A 15,382-nucleotide genomic window follows, 5' to 3' on the forward strand; every position below is an offset into this window, starting at 1 on the left:
CTAGATTCGGTCCCGAGCCGGGTCCGTCGTGTCGCTCGGCGCGGTCAGCTCGGCCAGGAGCTCGCGGACCCGCTCGATTTCCGGGCCGGTCGGCTGTACGTCGCCGAGCGCGCGGACCAACGCGTCCAGCGCGCGGGCCGGTTCGGGCTCGGCGAGCGTGGACAGGTCGTGGATCAGCCGCAGCAGCATGATTCGCGGCGCGGCGATCTGCTCGCGGGGCAACGGGCGTTCGAAGTAGTCCTCGGCCAGATCCAGCCACAGGTTCCACAGGTCGGGCCGAGCGATCCGGGGCACCGCCATGATCGCGTCGGTCAGCGCCCGGGTGTGCCCGGCGGTGACGGTGCGGCGGATCACCGGCGCGGCGGGCAGGCGCGGCGCGGGCACCGTGCGGACGACCGGCGCGGGCCCCGCGCCGGCCGAGTCCGCCGCGTCCGCCCGGTCCGCCGGCGCCGTCCCATCCGACCCCGATCCATCCGCCCCCGCCCCGTCCCCCCGGGGCCCCGGGAACGGCGGTGGCTCCGTCGGCCGGGTCGGCCCGGTGATCGCCGCCATCAGCTCCGTCTGCGCGTCCGCCTCGGACTTGCCGTACAACGTCCGGCGCAACAACGGCCGCAGCACGGACGGGATCTGCTCGCGCGGGACCTCGTGCACCACCAGCGGGATCAGCCGCCGACCGCTGCCGCGCAGTGCGTCGGACATCGCGGTCCACTCGACCGTGGTCCAGCGCTCCGGGACGAAGTAGGCCGGGGAGAACAGCGCGATCATGTGCCCGGCGTTGTCCAGCGCGCGGCTGACCAGCGTGGTCAGGTTCTCGCCGGTGGCCCAGTCCCAGGCGTCGAGTTCGACGTCCAGACCGGCTTGGACCAGCTGCCCCGCGACCCACTTCGCCCAATCCGTGTCCGAACCGGCGTGACTGATGAAGTAACGCACCGTCTCGCCCCCGTACTCCCCGTCATTCGCCATACGCATCAGCATGGCGCACCCGCCGGCCGGATTCGGCCCCGTCGCCGGATGTACCCGTCGTGTCGGCCGCTCACCCGGGCAGGTTGTCGATCGCCCGGCAGACCTCCTCCACGCCCTGGGTGTTGGGCAGCACGTCGTGCAGCGCACGGCACAGGCACTGCAGCGAGTGGATCGGTTCCGGGCCGTTGACCAGGGTCCGCAACATGTGCAGCAGCATCGAGCGCGCGTCGGTCATGTGCCGGTGCAGCAACTGGTGTTCGAGGTAGTCCTCGGACAGATCCAGCCAGATCGACCAGGTGTCCGGCGCGCGCAGTCCGCGCACCGCGAGGAACAGGTCGGCGAGGTAGACGACCTGGTTCTGCGGGATGGTCCGGGACAGCTTGGCCATGTTGCCGAAGCGCAGCAGTTCGAGGGTCACCTCCGGGGACACCAGCCCCGTCGCGAACAACTCCGCGATCCGGGCGATCGCGGCGGGTCGGTCGCCGACGAACGCGGCGATCGCCTCGGCGGTGACCAGTTCCAGCTCGAAGCCCCGGTGTGCGTCGAGGAGCATCAGGACGGACGACTGCCGGTCCAGCGGCGGCAGATCGACCGTGCTGCCCAGGTGCCGGGCCAGCGGATCGGTACTGGTGATCAGCACGTGGCCGGGCCCGGTCGGGATCATCTCGCCGATCAGACCGGGCCGGTCCACCTCGTCGAAGATCAGCAACCAGCCCTCGCGCGAGCGCAGTTCGTGCCCCGGGCCGACGGTCTGGCCGACTCGCCCGCCGAGGTCGGCCAGCTGTTCGAGCACGCGGTGCAGGAAGGCGACGCCGCTCTCGGCGGGGCGGGCGGCGCAGTCGAACCACCACACCACGTCGTACAGGTGGCGGTGCCGGTAGGCGTACTCGCGGGCCAGGTGCGTGGTGCCCAGGCCGGGCAGGTCGTCCTGGGGACGCAGCACCACCCGATGTTCGATCTGCATCAGCGCGCGCAGGTCCGCGAGGGTGTTGTCGCGACCGTAGAACCGCCCTCTGGTGCCCGGGACGCGCCACACCGGCGGATTGTCGGTGGGCGAGCGCGGCGGGGGCGGAGGCGCGGCCCTGGGCGGCGGCGGGGTGATCACGGGCGGCGGGCCGGGCGCGGATGCCGGGGCGATCACGGGCGGCGGGTTCGCCGGCGGCGGCACTTTCGCGGACCCGGGCGCGGGCCCGGGTACAGGCGCCGGCCCAGGCACAGGCGCGTTCGTGGGCGGCCGGTCCGGCCTGGGCGGGCGCGGCGGCGGGGATATCGGGTCCGACACGGTCAGGAGAACCCCGTATTCCGCGCGGGCAGCGGCGCGAACCGGTGCACCGCGGCCACGAGCAGATCGCGTTGGCCGACCGCGTCCGCCTCGGTCAGGTCGACCGGCGGCACGCCGCGGAACATCGACGGCACCTGGGTGTGACCGATGACTATGGGCAGCAGCCGACCGCCCGCGTCCCCGTCGCCCAGCGCCTCCTCCCACTCGTCCATCGCCAACCGGCGCGCCTCGAAGTAGTGCTCGGAGAACAGCGCGAGCACGTGCTCGCCCATCCCGCGCGCGCGGGCCATCGCCTTGCCGAAGCTCTCGCCGGCGCTCCAGTCCCAGCGGCTCAGCGAGACCCGGTAGTCCTCGAACGTGAGCACCTCGCTGACCCAGTCGGCCCAGGCCAGGTCGTTGCCGACGTAGCTGATCACCAGGTCGGTGCGGGCCGGGGGGACCGGCTCCAGGATCGGCAACCGGCGTGGCACCTCGGGCATCGTGCGCGAGGCGCCGTCGTGGCTGCCGAACATCGGCTCCACCTCGTCCGCCTCGGCCGCGTTCAGCGGCGCCAGGCGATGGCGCAGCGCCGCGGCCACCCGATCGGCCACGGTGCGAACCGCGCGGACGTAGCCGAGATCGCGGATGCCGCCGAGCCGCAACATGTCGAACACGCTCGGCCCGCGACCGGGCGCGGGGATCCCGACCGGCCACTCGATCGGGCCGACGGCGGGCGGCACGGGTTGTTCGATCGTGGTCCACGGTACGGCGATCAGGTTCGGCGCCGACACGCCCACGATCGACTCGTGTCGACGCAACCGGTCGGTGAACACCGCCCAGTCGCGCCCGCAGTCCAGGTCCTCGAAGTAGTCGTCGGAACACAGCGCGACCATCGCGCGCGCCTGGGCCGGCGGATCGCCGTCGGGCATCTGGATCGGACCGAAGGTCGGCTGCAGCCGGATCGCCGCCCGCACCCGGTCCATCCCGCGCCGCAGTTCCGCCTCGACGTCGTCGTGGAAGCGGGCAGCCCATTTGGGATCACGGTCGGCGACGTGACTCGTGAAGAAGTCGTAGTCCACCAAGCGACCCCCGGATCGTGCACCGTACAAAAGGACGGCCCAGCGACACCCGCGACCGCGCCGCGGGTCTGGCAAGTGCCGCCCCCATGCCGGTCGTTCGCGTGTACGACTCTGCCCACACAGAGCATCGCGCAGATCGACCCGGCCCGGCTAGTATAGGAAGGCTTGTGTAATCGTGGCGATACGTTCCGCACTCGAATGTACGGTTTCACTCGGACGGCACGCCCGAACGCTACCGGGCCGGACGGGCGAGACGAACCCGGCATCCGGCGACGCGGGGGAAACGGGGGTCCTGCGGATGCAACGAGAGCGCGGTGACGTGGAGTCGGCGCTGCCCGACCTCGACGGGCTCTGTCTCGACGACCTGGATCACCTGCCGGCATCGGTGCTGGCCTCGGCGCTGCGCCGACTGGTCCACGAGTCCGAGGAGCCCTCGGAGGCGGTGGTCGCGGGGTTCACGAGCGTGGTGGATCCGGTTCTCGTCGAGGCGGAGTTCGATCCCCGGGGCGGAAACGACCGTACCGGGGGTCCCCGGGCGGACGGGAGCGGCACCGTTCGGGCCTGACCGTGGGAGGTCCGATGCACGAAGCGATTCCGTTTCGGCAATTCGTGGTCAAGATCGCGGCACGATGTGATCTCGCGTGCGATCACTGTTATGTGTACGAACTCCGGGACCAGAGTTGGCGCGAGCGCCCCCGCGTGCCGACCGACGCGACCGTCGGCGCGCTCGGTGCCTGGTTGCGCGCACACGCCGAGCGGGCCGGCCTGCGGGTGCTCGACATCGTGCTGCACGGCGGCGAACCGCTGCTCGCGGGACCGGACCGGATCGACCGGATCGCACGCGAGCTGCGCGCCGCGCTCGCGGGTGTGGCCGAGTTGCGGATCACCATGCAGACCAACGGAGTTCGCCTCGACGAACGCTTCGCCGAGGTGCTGCTCGCGCACCGGATCCGGGTCGGCGTCTCGCTGGACGGCGACGCGCTCGCGCACGACCGGCACCGTCGCCACGCGGACGGACGCGGCAGCCACGCCGAGGCGGTCCAGGGCATCGCGCTGTTGCGCCGACCGCGCTACCGGCCCTTGTACGGCGGCCTGTTGTGCACGATCGACCTGCGCAACGACCCGGTGGCCACCTACGAGGAACTGCTCTCGCACGCCCCGCCGATGCTCGACCTGCTGCTGCCGCACGCCACCTGGGAGTTCCCGCCGCCGGGCGCACGCGAGGGCGAAACCCCGTACGCGGACTGGCTGATCGCGGTCTTCGACCGCTGGTACGGGGCGTCGGTGCGGGAGACGCGGGTGCGGATTCTGGAGGACCTGGTGGATCTGACCCTGGGCCGGGACGTACAGAGCGAGGTCCTGGGCCTGGGCCCGCCGGGCTCGGTGGTGGTGGAGACCGACGGCACGTTCGAACGCGAGGACTCGCTCAAGTCCGCCTACGACGGCGCGGCGGCCACCGGGCTCGACGTGTTCCGGCACGACCCGGCGACCGTGCTGGCCGCCCCCGCGTACGCCCGCGCGGCGGTCGGCGTGGCCGGGTTGAGCGCGACGTGCCGGCGCTGTCCGGTGGTGCGCACCTGCGGGGGCGGCCTGCGGGCGCACCGCTATCGCCCCGACAACGGCTTCGACAATCCGTCCGTGTACTGCGCCGACCTGCGCGCGCTGATCGACCATGTCGGCGCCCGCGTGCGCGCCGATGTCCGTGCCCTGGTGGCCGATTCGAGGAGTCGCGGATGATCGGGACACATCGGCTCACGGGTTCGGCCTTCGATCGACTCGCCGCCGGACAGGGCGACTTCGCGGCCGTGTCCGCGCTCGCCCGGGCACAGGAGAGCCGCCGCCTGCTCCAGGTGTACGCGGTGGTCGCCACCGCCCGCGAGCGGCTGCCGAGCGCGCGCACCGCGCACCTCATCGACGCCCACGACCTGCTCGCACACGTCCAGCGCACCGCGCCGGACGCGGCGCGCACCGTGCTGATGCACCCGTACACCGGCGCGTGGGCGATGCGCGGCCTGCTGCGCCTGGGTCGAACCGACTTCGACCCGGCCGCCCCCGATCTCGACGAACTCCTGGGCCACCTGGGCTCGATCGCGGCGGCGGCGGCACTGCGCGGGGATCCCGAACACGGTCCGCCCGGCCGGGTCGAGCTGAGCGCGGTCGGCGGCTGGGTGTATCTGCCCACGCTGGGGCGGGTACGGGTGGCGGCGGACGCGGGTCGGATCGCGCTGACCGGGCGCCAGTGGTCGGTCGGCAGCCGGCTGGTCTCGCGCCGACAGGCCAACCGCAGGTGCTCCGCCACCGCCGCCGGGCTGAGCGCGACGCTTGCGATCGAGGACGTCGACCCCTATCGCGACGTGCATCGCTGGCAGCCGAGCGCACGTCTGACGGCTCGCCAAGTATCCTTGCTGCAACGGAATTTCGCCTCCGCCTGGGATCAGCTGGCACACTCGCACCGGGCCTACGCGGCCGGCCTGCCGGCGGCGTTGTCCACGCTGGTTCCGGTGGTGGGCGAGCCCGGCGTCAGCCTCAGTTCGTCGTCGCGGTACGCGTTCGGGGGTCTCGCGCTCACCCCCGAGGTGGGCCCGACCACCCTGGCCGTCACGCTCGTCCACGAGTTCCAGCACAACAAGCTCGGCGCGATACAGGACATCACGAATCTCTCGACACGTTCGACCGCCCGCTACCGGGCGCCCTGGCGGTTGGACCCCCGACCGGTGGGCGCGCTCTTGCAGGGCGCCTACGCGCATCTGGGGATCGCGGATTTCTGGCGGGTTCGCCGGCACGCCGTCACGGGAGAGGAGCAGGATCGGGCACAGGCCGAGTTCGCCGTACACCGCGAGCACGTCACCGAGGCGATCGCGACGTTGCGCGAGTGCGGTGAACTGACGCCGGACGGCGCACGTGTGGTGGATGCCATGGCGGGCACGGTGCAGTCGTGGTGGCGCGAGGACGTACCGGCCGAGGCGGCGCGCCGTGCGGCCGAACGGGTGCGTTCGGGGTATCGGGCCTGGGTCGCGCGCAACGGCGACCGGGGCCGGCGCGGTACCCGCGAGCGGGTCGTGGACGTGGGCGGAACGACACGAAACGAAAGATGAACATGAGATTACCTGATGTAACGAGGAGTAACGTCGCGTGATGGACTCGGGTAGCCTGGGAACAACGAGTGACCGCGGGGGAGGGCAAGCCCACGCGCGTCGCGACGAAGTGCCGACATCAGGGGTCGAGATGACACCAGTCTTCTTCACGAGTCGGTCGTGCGGCGATGAGCGGGCCTATGTCGAGCGTTTCCACGCCGATCTCGAACAGGCGGTCGCCGCCCGGCTCTCCCGGGGCGGCGGTGCGCGCGGTGTGCTGCCCTCGTGTACCGGTTCCGGTGTGGGCGCCACGCCCGAGGCGTTGGCCTGTTCGGTTCCCGCCGCCGTCGTGCTGGCGTCGCCCGACTATCTCGCCGATCCGCGCGCCATGCGTGAATGGGCCGTACTGGCCGAACGCGTGCGCGGACACCGGGCGCACACCGGCCGACAGGTGAACGCGGTGGTCACCGTGCGCTGGCGGGCCACCGACGCCCCGCTCGACGGGCAACCGAGGCCCGACTTCGGCGCCGAGAACGACTACGGCCCCATCTACGCCCGCCAGGGGTTGTTCGACCTGATGCGCCTGGAGGGGCACTCGGCCGACTATCGACATCTGGTCGCCGAGCTGGCGCGCGTGCTGGTCGCGGCCGAACGTGCCCCGCTGCGCCCGCTGCCGGCCGCCGAGGCGCGAGAGTTGTTCCCGACCGTGCGCGTCGAACCCAGCCCGAGCCCGCCTCCCGCGCGCACCGCGTTCGGGGCCTCCGCGCCGTTCGCCACCACCTTCCGGGGGCTGCCCGCCCGCGCTCGCGCCGGCTTGGACGCGGCCGCCCGACCCCGCTGGATCACGGCCCGACACAACCCTCGCCGCCCACTGTTGTGGGGACCCGGTGGCGACGTTGAGGAGCACTGAAGCGATGAGCGACAACCCAGCGGGCCCACCGGGAACCGTCGTCACGTTCTACTCGTACAAGGGCGGCACCGGCCGCACGATGGCGCTGGCCAACGTGGCCTGGATCCTGGCCTCGCGAGGCAAGCGTGTGCTCGTGGTGGACTGGGACCTGGAATCCCCCGGCCTGCACCGCTACTTCCACCCTTACCTGATCGACAAGCGGCTCGAGGACACGCGCGGCGTGCTCGACATGATCCGCGCCTTCGCCAAGGTGGTCGGCTCCGAGGCCAGCACCGACGCGATGATCGAGGCGAGCCGGATCGCGGAGAGCCGGGTGGACGGCTGCGCGGTCAAGGTCGACCGCGACTTCCCCGACGGCGGGCTGATCCGCTTCCTCGGCCCGGGCCGGCAGAACCACGAATACGCGGCGACCCTCGCCGGCTTCAACTGGGCCGACTTCTGCGAGAGTCCGCACGGCATCGGCTTCCTGGACGCGCTGCGCGAGGACATGCGCGCGTCCTACGACTACGCCCTGATCGACAGCCGCACCGGCCTCAACGACATCGCCGGCATCTGTACCACCCTGCTGCCCGACACCGTGGTGGACGGCTTCACCCTCAACGAGCAGGCCATCGACGGCGGCGTCAACGTGGCCCGCTCGATCGCCCGGCAGGCCGAGCGCCCGCTGCGCATCCTGCCCGTGCCGATGCGCGTCGAGGACGACGAGAAGGACAAGCTCGAAGCCGGCCGCGACCACGCGCGCGAGCGCTTCGCCGAATTCCTCGCGGAATACTCCGAGGCGGAGCGCACCAAGTACTGGGGCGAGGTGGAGATCCCGTACAAGGCGTTCTACGCCTACGAGGAGACCCTGGCCACCCTGGGCGACCGGCCGCTCCAGGAGGGCAGTCTGCTCGCCGCGTACGAGCGGCTGACCGGTGTGCTCACCGAAGGCGCGATCACTCGACTCGACCCCGTCGAGGAGGGCGAGCGCCGCCGCGAACTGCGCCGCTTCGAGCGCATCCGGTACACCGCCCCGGTCACCGTGCGCATCCTCTACAGCGCCCGCGACCGCATGTGGGTCGACTGGGTGCGCGCCCAACTGATCGCCGCCGGCACCCAGGTGGTCGGCACCGGTGGTTGCGACACGCCGCTGGAGCGGTTGGAGGACGTGGACAGCGTCGTGGTGCTGTCCTCGCCCGACTCGCTGCCCAGCCGGGCCTGGACCGCGATGCGCACCGCGCTGCGCCGGCTCGCCTCGGCGGATCGCGTGGGTGTGGTGACGCTGCGGGTGGACGACGGGCTCGACCTCGACCCGGGCGTGGGCGACACGGTCTCGCTGTCCGCGCTGTCCGAGGAGCACGCGCGCACCGCGCTGCTGGCCGCGTTCGGCCGCACCCCCTCGGAGGCGCCGCCGGCGGAGGGCCCCCGCTTCCCCGGCACCAAGCCCAGGGTGTCCCAACTGCTGCCCCGGCACTCGGCCTTCACCGGACGCGACGACATCCTCGAACGCCTGCGCGACCAGTTGGCCAAGGGTGCCACCGCGGTGTTGCCCCAGGCCCTGCACGGCCTGGGCGGCGTCGGCAAGACCCAGGTCGCGCTGGAGTACGCGCACCGCTTCGCCGCCGACTACGACATCATCTGGTGGGTGTCCGCCGAGCAGGCACAGGGCGTTGCCGCGCAACTCGCCCGACTGGGCGTCCGGCTCGACCTGTCCACCGGGGAGAACGTGGGCGACGCGGCGGCAACGGTGCTCCAGAGCCTGCAACAGGGCGAGCCCTACGACCGCTGGCTGGTGATCTACGACAACGCCGACGAGCCCGCCTCGCTGGCCCACCTGATGCCGCAGGGCAGCGTCAACGGCCACGTCCTGGTCACCTCGCGCAACGACCTGTGGGCGCGCAGCGCCCGCCCGCTCGAAGTACCGGTGTTCCGCCGCGACGAGAGCGTCGCGCTGCTCCAGCGCCGGGTGCCGGCGCTGACCGAGGCCGACGCGCAGAAGGTCGCCACCGCGCTGGGCGACCTGCCGCTGGCGGTCGAACAGGCGGGTGCCTGGCTGGCCGAGTCGGCGATGCCGGTCGAGGACTACCTGGAGCGGGTGAACACGCGGGTCACCGCGATCCTGGAGGAGGGTCAGCCGCCGGATTACCCGACCACCGCCGCCGCGACGTGGACCGTCTCCCTGGACGAGCTGAAGGAACGGCAGCCGGCCGCGGTGCGCCTGTTGGAGCTGTGCGCCTACCTGTCGCCCGACTCCATCTCGATGCGCCTGCTGCGCTCGCGCGAGGTGCTCCAGGAACTGATCCGGGTGGACAGCTCGCTCGGCGACACGCTGTTGTTGTCCCGGATCTTCCAGCAGCTCGGTCGATACGCGCTGGCCCGGGTGGACCGGGGCGCGGACACCATCCAGGTGCACCGCCTGGTCCAGGCCGTGCTGCGGGACCAGATGCCGCCCGAGGACAACGCCGCGCGGCGCGCCCGAACCCTGGAGATCCTGGCCGCGAACGCCCCCGGCGACGTGGACGACCCGGCGAACCAGGAGGCGTACGAGGAGCTGTACAAGCACCTCGTACCCTCGCGCGCCCTGGAGAGCGACTCCGAGGGCGTGCGCCGCTGGATCGTCGAGCAGGTGCGCTTCGCCTGGCGCTCCGACGACTGGGAGTTCGCCCAGTACATCGCCGAGGTCGCGCTGGACCGCTGGCGCGCACGATTCAGTCGGCACGATCCGCTGACGCTGCGGATGTGCACCCAACTGGCGAACGTGTACCGGTCCCAGGGCAAGTACCGCAAGGCGTACGACCTGGACCGGGCCACCCTGGAGGCGCAGCGCGCGGCACTGGGACCGGACCACCCGCACACCCTGATCACCGGGCGCGGCTACGGCGGCGACCTGCGTTCACTCGGACGTTTCGAGACCGCGCTCGAATCGGACCGGGAGAACTACCGGCGATTCAGCGAGGTATTCGGCGAGGACACCAACGACGCCCTGCTCGCGGCGAACAACCTCGGCGTCTCGCTGCGGCTGACCGGTCGCCTGGAGGAGGCGCGCGAGGTGCACCAGACCGCCTACGACTGGCGTCGGCGGATCCAGGGCGAGGAGCACCCGCGGACGTGCTTCCTGGCCAACCAGGTCGGCCAGGACCTCCGTGAGCTGGGCGACTACGCGGGCTCGCGGGCGGTGCTGCAGCGCACGCTGGCCCTCGAGGAGGCCAACGGTCGGGTCCGGGACGCGCTGCGCACCTCCAAGAACCTCGCGGTGACGATCCGGCAGACGGGGGACGCCCGCTACGCCAGGTCGCTGGACAGCGACACGTTGGAGAAGTACCGCGCCTTCCTGAGCCCGACGCACCCCGACATGCTGGCCTGCGCGCTCAACCTCGCGGCCGACCACCGCGCGATGGGCAACAACGAGCAGGCCCTCGAACTGGCCCAGGACACCTATCAGGGCTATCGGGAGCAGTTCGGCGGGCAACACCCGTTCACCTTCGGATGCGGCAGCAACCTGTCGAGCTACCTGCGGGCGGTCGACCGGCTCGAAGAGGCGCTGGCGCTGGGGCGCAGGTGTATCGAGGGTCTGCGCGAAGCGCTGGGCGAGAAGCACCCGTTCACCCTCGCGGCCGCGGTGAACCACGCGAACAACCTCTATCGGGCGGGCGAGGTCGACGAGTGCGCCGAACTCGACCGGGTCACCTACGAGCGGTACGAGGAGCTGCTGGGCTCGGGGCACCCGCACACCCTGGTGGCGGCCTGCAACCGGGTGCACAGCCTGCGTGAGATCGGTCGCAGGGAGGAGTCCCTCGACTGGTTCACCCGCACGGAGCGCGCGTGTCGACGCAAGCTCGGCGACGAACACCCGATCACCCAGGGGCTGCGCGAGCACCGCCGACTGGAGACCGACATCGAGGTGCCGCCGACCTGATCGGCGCAGCTCCCACGGTCACACTCCGGGCCGGTCCGACCTCGTGTCGGGCCGGCCCGGCCGTGTTCGGGGGCGATTCGGGGGCGGTTCGCAGGGGCCGCGACACGCCGGGACAGGCCGGGGACACACCGGGGACACGTCGTCACAGTGCGCGACTCGCCATGTCTCGCCGCGACTCGATGCGCAGAAGTGTGACGTTTTGCACCTTTGTCGACACTTTCTGTTAGTTTTTGTCCCGGTGACACATGCACGCACGTTCCGCCGTTCCCACCGGCACTCTTCGCGCTGTCCCGAAATCGGCGCGGCCGTTCCGTCCCCTGCGCTCCCGAGCGCGCCTCCCGAGGAGTCACCCCCATGGCCTTGTCCATCTCCACCGTCCTCCTGCTGGGCGTCATCGTCTTCATCTTCATCCGCAAGGGCGGCATGCGAATCCCGCACGCGATCGTGTGCGCGCTGCTCGGGTTCTATCTGGCGAGCACCTCGATCGCGCCGAGCATTCACAGCAGCGGCAAGAGCGTCGCGAACCTGCTGAGCAATCTGAACTTCTGATCGCGGCGGTCACCCGAACCGGCCCGGCGGCAGCTCCGCCGGGCCGGTCTTCGCCGTTTCGGCGGCGGGACCCCGGGGTGGCGGCGGGAGCTTGGGTGGAGGCGACCTCGGGTGGTGGCAGGACCTCGGGTGATGGACGGAGGAGGGCGGCATGGCGGACACGGGCGCGGTCGGGGCACCCCTGGTGGTCGTGGGCATCGACGGTTCGGAGCACGGCGATCGGGCGCTGGCCCGGGCCGCGGAGGAGGCCGCCCGCGCGGGCGCGCTGTTGCGGGTGGTGCACGCGATCCGGGTGCCGATGGCCACGTCCGGGTTCGAGCCGGTGGAGCCGAACGAGGACACCCGGCGCGCCGCCGAGGAGCTGGTCCGCGATGCCGCGGCGGCGGCGCTGCGCCGTTGTCCGAACCTGGCCGTCGACGCCCGGGTGGGCTACGGCCTGCCGGGCGACGCGCTGCTCGCGGCGGCCGAGGGGGCGATGTTGCTGGTCGCCGGATCGCGTGGGCGCGGCGGGTTCGTCGGGCTCCTGCTCGGCTCGGTGTCGCGGCATCTGGCGGCGCGTACCGAATGTCCGCTGCTGATCGTGCGCGGCGAGCACGGGGCGGCGGCCGACGGGGCCGGGGTGGGCGGGGCGGATGTACTGCTCGGCGTCCAGGGCGACGACGACGGCCGGGCGGTGTCGGCCGCGTTCGAGGCGGCCCGGGATCGCGGGCTGCCGGTGCACGCGGTGCATGCGTGGAGTTGGCCCGGATACGCGGGCCTGGCCGGGCCGAGCGAGGCGGACATGCGCGCGGTCGCCGAGGTGCACGCGACGGCCCTCGAGCAGGCGTTGGCGGCGGCGCGCGAGCGGTTCCCCGACGTCGAGGTGCGCGCGGAATCGGTCATGGCGGACGCCGCGGCCACGCTCGTCGAGGCGTCGGCCGGCAGCGTGCTGGCGGTGGTCGGCGTCCGGCGCCGGCGCGGCCCGCTGCGGCACTGGGTCGGCCACGTCGCGACGACCACGATCGAACACGCGCGGTGCCCGGTCCTGGTGGTGCCGCAGCACTGACCCCCGAACCTGCTTCGGCGGTAGAGCCGCCGTTCCATCCCGCCGTTCCATCATTGATTCAATCAGTGATTGAAAATGCCGGCGGTTCGTGGTTTGGTGCCTGCCGTGACCGCACAATCCCGGGCCCGGCTGCTCGACGAGGCCGAACGGCTCTTCCTCGCCCAGGGCTACGACAGGGTCTCCGTGCGGGCGGTCAACGCCGCCGCGGGGATGAATCCGGCCGCCGTGCACTACCACTTCGGCTCCAAGCGGGACCTGGTGGTCGCGCTGCTGCAACAGCGCCTGGGCCCGCTGTGGGCCGAACCGCTGGCCGCGCTGGACCGGGACCGGGCGGCCGGGTGGACGCCCACCGTCGCCGAGGTGGTCACGGTGATCGTCGAACCGTTCGACCGGCTGGCCCGCGAGCCGAGCGGGCCGATGTTGCTGCAACTGCTCGCCCGGACCGTGCTGTCCGGGCGGGAACTGCCCTGGGACGACCCGTGGTTCCGGCACCGGCCCTGGCGCGAACTGCTGGCCGGTGCCCGGCCGGACCTGGGCGAGCGGGAGATCGCGGACCGCTGGCGGCTCGCCTTCGACCTGCTGCTCCAGCTCTACGGCCAACCCGTGGCCGACGTGTTCGTCCCCCCGCCCGCCGCCGCGACCGTCGCCGCCTTCGTCACCGCCGGTCTGGACGCCCCGCGCCCGGCCGATCCGTCCCCTCCCGAACGAGGTGCCCCGTGATACCCGACGTCTTCGCCCCCGCCAAGTTCGGCCCGCTCACGCTGCGCAACCGGATCGTCAAGGCCGCCACATTCGAGGGCGCCACCCCGGACGCCCTGGTCACCGACGACCTGATCGAGTACCACCGCCGTCCCGCCGCCGGCGGCATCGGGATGACCACCGTCGCCTACTGCGCGGTCGCCCCCGAGGGCCGCACCGACCGGCACCAGATCTGGATGCGCCCCGAGGCGGTGCCGGGGCTGCGCCGGCTCACCGACGCGGTGCACGCCGAGGGCGCGGCGGTCTCCGCCCAGATCGGCCACGCCGGCCCGGTGGCCAACGCCGCCTCCAACGGCCGGCCGGCCCTGTCCGCGGGTCGGATGTTCAACCCGCTGGGCATGCGCACCACGCTGGCCGCCGGTGAGCAGGACATCGCCCGGATCACCCGCGCGCACGCCGAGGCCGCGCTGTTCGCGATCGAGGCCGGGTTCGACGCGGTGGAGATCCACCTGGGCCACAACTACTTCGCCAGCGCCTTCCTCAGCCCCAAGCTCAACCATCGCAAGGACGCGTACGGCGGCTCGCTCGCCAATCGGGCCAAGGTCGCGCGCGGGGTGTGTCGCGCGGTGCGCGACGCGGTGGGCGACCGGATCGCGGTGACCGCCAAGCTCAACATGGAGGACGGCGTCCCGGGCGGGATCTGGCTGGACGAGAGCATCCAGACGGCGCGCTGGTTGGAGGAGGACGGCTCGCTGGACGCGCTGGAGCTGACGGCGGGCAGTTCGCTGCTCAATCCGATGTACCTCTTCCGCGGCGACGCCCCGGTGCCGGAGTTCGCCGCGACCTTCCCGCAGCCGCAACGCACGGGGGTCAAGCTGATCGGCAAGCGCATCCTGCGGTCGTACCCCTACGAGGAGGCCTATCTGCTGGCCTCCGCCCGGCAGTTCCGGGCCGAGTTGAAGCTGCCGCTGATCCTGCTCGGCGGCATCACCAACCGGGACACGATGGACCTGGCGATGGCCGAGGGCTTCGAGTTCGTGGCGATGGGCCGCGCGGTGCTGCGCGAGCCGGACCTGGTCAACCGCATCGCGGCCGAGCCGAAGACCCGGTCGTTGTGCGTGCACTGCAACAAATGTATGCCGACGATCTACAGCCGCACCCGCTGCGTGCTGATCGAGCCGGAGGCGTAACCGCCGGTGTGGCCGCGCGGCGGCCGTGCTTCCACTTCCGTGCTCGGCGGGGGGGGCCCCCGCGCCCCCGCCGGCCGCCAAACAGGCGGGCGGGGGGCGCCCCCCCCACCGGCCGCTAACCGCGCGGCGGGGCCCCGCCCGCGCGCCGGCCGGGCGTTCGGGGACACCGACCGCGGTCGGTGTCGCGGCGGTCGGTCAGAGCAGGTAGCGGGTGACCGAGTCGATCACGCAGGCGGGCTTGGCCGATCCCTCGATCTCGACGGTGATGCGGTTGACCACCTGGACGCCCCCGGCGATGTCCGCGACCGCCACGATCTCCGCGCCGCCGCGGACTCGCGAGCCGACCGGGACCGGGGCCGGGAAGCGCACCTTCTCCATGCCGTAGTTCACCCCCATCGAGATGTTGCGCACCTCCAGGATCTGCGGCAGGAACAGGTTGGACAGCGCCAGGGTCAGGTAGCCGTGTGCGATCGGCGCGCCGAACGGACCCTCCTTCGCCTTCTCCACGTCGACGTGGATCCACTGGTGGTCCCCGGTCGCGTCGGCGAACAGGTTGATCCGCTCCTGGGTGATCTCCAGCCAGTCGCTGTGGCCCAGGTGTTTGCCCACCGCGTCCTTGATCTGTTGGAGGTCGGTGAAGACGGTGACCGCCATGGGTGCTCCGATCGTTTCTGATGGTCTGTCAGATCAGCTGCTCCGGGTATACCAGACCGCCTC

Annotated in this window: 13 protein-coding genes; 9 read left to right on the forward strand and 4 right to left on the reverse strand. The window is 72.1% G+C overall.

Going from position 1 to position 15,382, the window contains the following annotated elements; all coding sequences use genetic code 11:
• From ACWGR4_RS01160 to ACWGR4_RS01170, 3 genes are all read right to left on the reverse strand, one after another.
• Complete coding sequence (locus ACWGR4_RS01160; RefSeq protein WP_452129914.1) at positions 1-963, reverse strand: TIR domain-containing protein; 963 nt, start codon at positions 961-963, stop codon at positions 1-3.
• A gap of 70 nt (positions 964-1,033) precedes the next feature.
• Positions 1,034-1,999, reverse strand: coding sequence for an effector-associated domain 2-containing protein (locus ACWGR4_RS01165; RefSeq protein WP_452129915.1), 966 nt, complete (start codon positions 1,997-1,999; stop codon positions 1,034-1,036).
• A 248-nt stretch (positions 2,000-2,247) separates the two neighbouring features.
• Complete coding sequence (locus ACWGR4_RS01170; protein ID WP_452129916.1) at positions 2,248-3,303, reverse strand: TIR domain-containing protein; 1,056 nt, start codon at positions 3,301-3,303, stop codon at positions 2,248-2,250.
• 298 nt (positions 3,304-3,601) lie between these two features.
• On the opposite strand from ACWGR4_RS01170, the gene fxsA reads away from it, so the two are divergent.
• The 9 genes from fxsA (at position 3,602) to ACWGR4_RS01215 (ending at position 14,665) form a co-directional block, all read left to right on the forward strand.
• A complete protein-coding gene (fxsA, locus tag ACWGR4_RS01175; RefSeq protein ID WP_379996624.1) occupies positions 3,602-3,868 on the forward strand; it encodes an FxSxx-COOH cyclophane-containing RiPP peptide in 267 nt (88 codons plus the stop codon).
• Between the two features lie 14 nt (positions 3,869-3,882).
• Entirely contained in the window at positions 3,883-5,040 is a 1,158-nt protein-coding gene (locus ACWGR4_RS01180) for an FxsB family cyclophane-forming radical SAM/SPASM peptide maturase (protein ID WP_452129917.1), read from the forward strand.
• Entirely contained in the window at positions 5,037-6,398 is a 1,362-nt protein-coding gene (locus ACWGR4_RS01185) for an HEXXH motif domain-containing protein (RefSeq protein WP_452129918.1), read from the forward strand. Before ACWGR4_RS01180 ends, ACWGR4_RS01185 begins: the two co-directional genes overlap by 4 nt.
• Before the next feature lie 130 nt (positions 6,399-6,528).
• On the forward strand, positions 6,529-7,287 hold the full coding sequence (locus tag ACWGR4_RS01190) for a hypothetical protein (RefSeq protein WP_452129919.1): 759 nt from the start codon (positions 6,529-6,531) through the stop codon (positions 7,285-7,287).
• Between the two features lie 4 nt (positions 7,288-7,291).
• On the forward strand, positions 7,292-11,182 hold the full coding sequence (gene fxsT / locus ACWGR4_RS01195) for an FxSxx-COOH system tetratricopeptide repeat protein (RefSeq protein WP_452129920.1): 3,891 nt from the start codon (positions 7,292-7,294) through the stop codon (positions 11,180-11,182).
• Between the two features lie 354 nt (positions 11,183-11,536).
• Positions 11,537-11,731 carry a DUF2304 domain-containing protein gene (locus tag ACWGR4_RS01200; RefSeq protein ID WP_379996634.1) on the forward strand — a complete coding sequence of 65 codons (195 nt, stop codon included), beginning with the start codon at positions 11,537-11,539 and terminating at the stop codon, positions 11,729-11,731.
• 151 nt (positions 11,732-11,882) lie between these two features.
• On the forward strand, positions 11,883-12,776 hold the full coding sequence (locus ACWGR4_RS01205) for a universal stress protein (RefSeq protein ID WP_452129921.1): 894 nt from the start codon (positions 11,883-11,885) through the stop codon (positions 12,774-12,776).
• A gap of 105 nt (positions 12,777-12,881) precedes the next feature.
• Positions 12,882-13,496, forward strand: coding sequence for a TetR/AcrR family transcriptional regulator (locus ACWGR4_RS01210; protein ID WP_379996637.1), 615 nt, complete (start codon positions 12,882-12,884; stop codon positions 13,494-13,496).
• Positions 13,493-14,665 (forward strand): NADH:flavin oxidoreductase, encoded by a 1,173-nt coding sequence (locus ACWGR4_RS01215; protein ID WP_452129922.1) that lies wholly within the window; start codon positions 13,493-13,495, stop codon positions 14,663-14,665. Before ACWGR4_RS01210 ends, ACWGR4_RS01215 begins: the two co-directional genes overlap by 4 nt.
• A gap of 195 nt (positions 14,666-14,860) precedes the next feature.
• On the opposite strand, the gene ACWGR4_RS01220 is transcribed toward ACWGR4_RS01215, so the two are convergent.
• Complete coding sequence (locus ACWGR4_RS01220) at positions 14,861-15,319, reverse strand: MaoC family dehydratase (protein WP_452133784.1); 459 nt, start codon at positions 15,317-15,319, stop codon at positions 14,861-14,863.
• Between the last annotated feature and the right edge of the window lie 63 nt (positions 15,320-15,382).

Source organism: Embleya sp. NPDC055664, assembly GCF_053618075.1.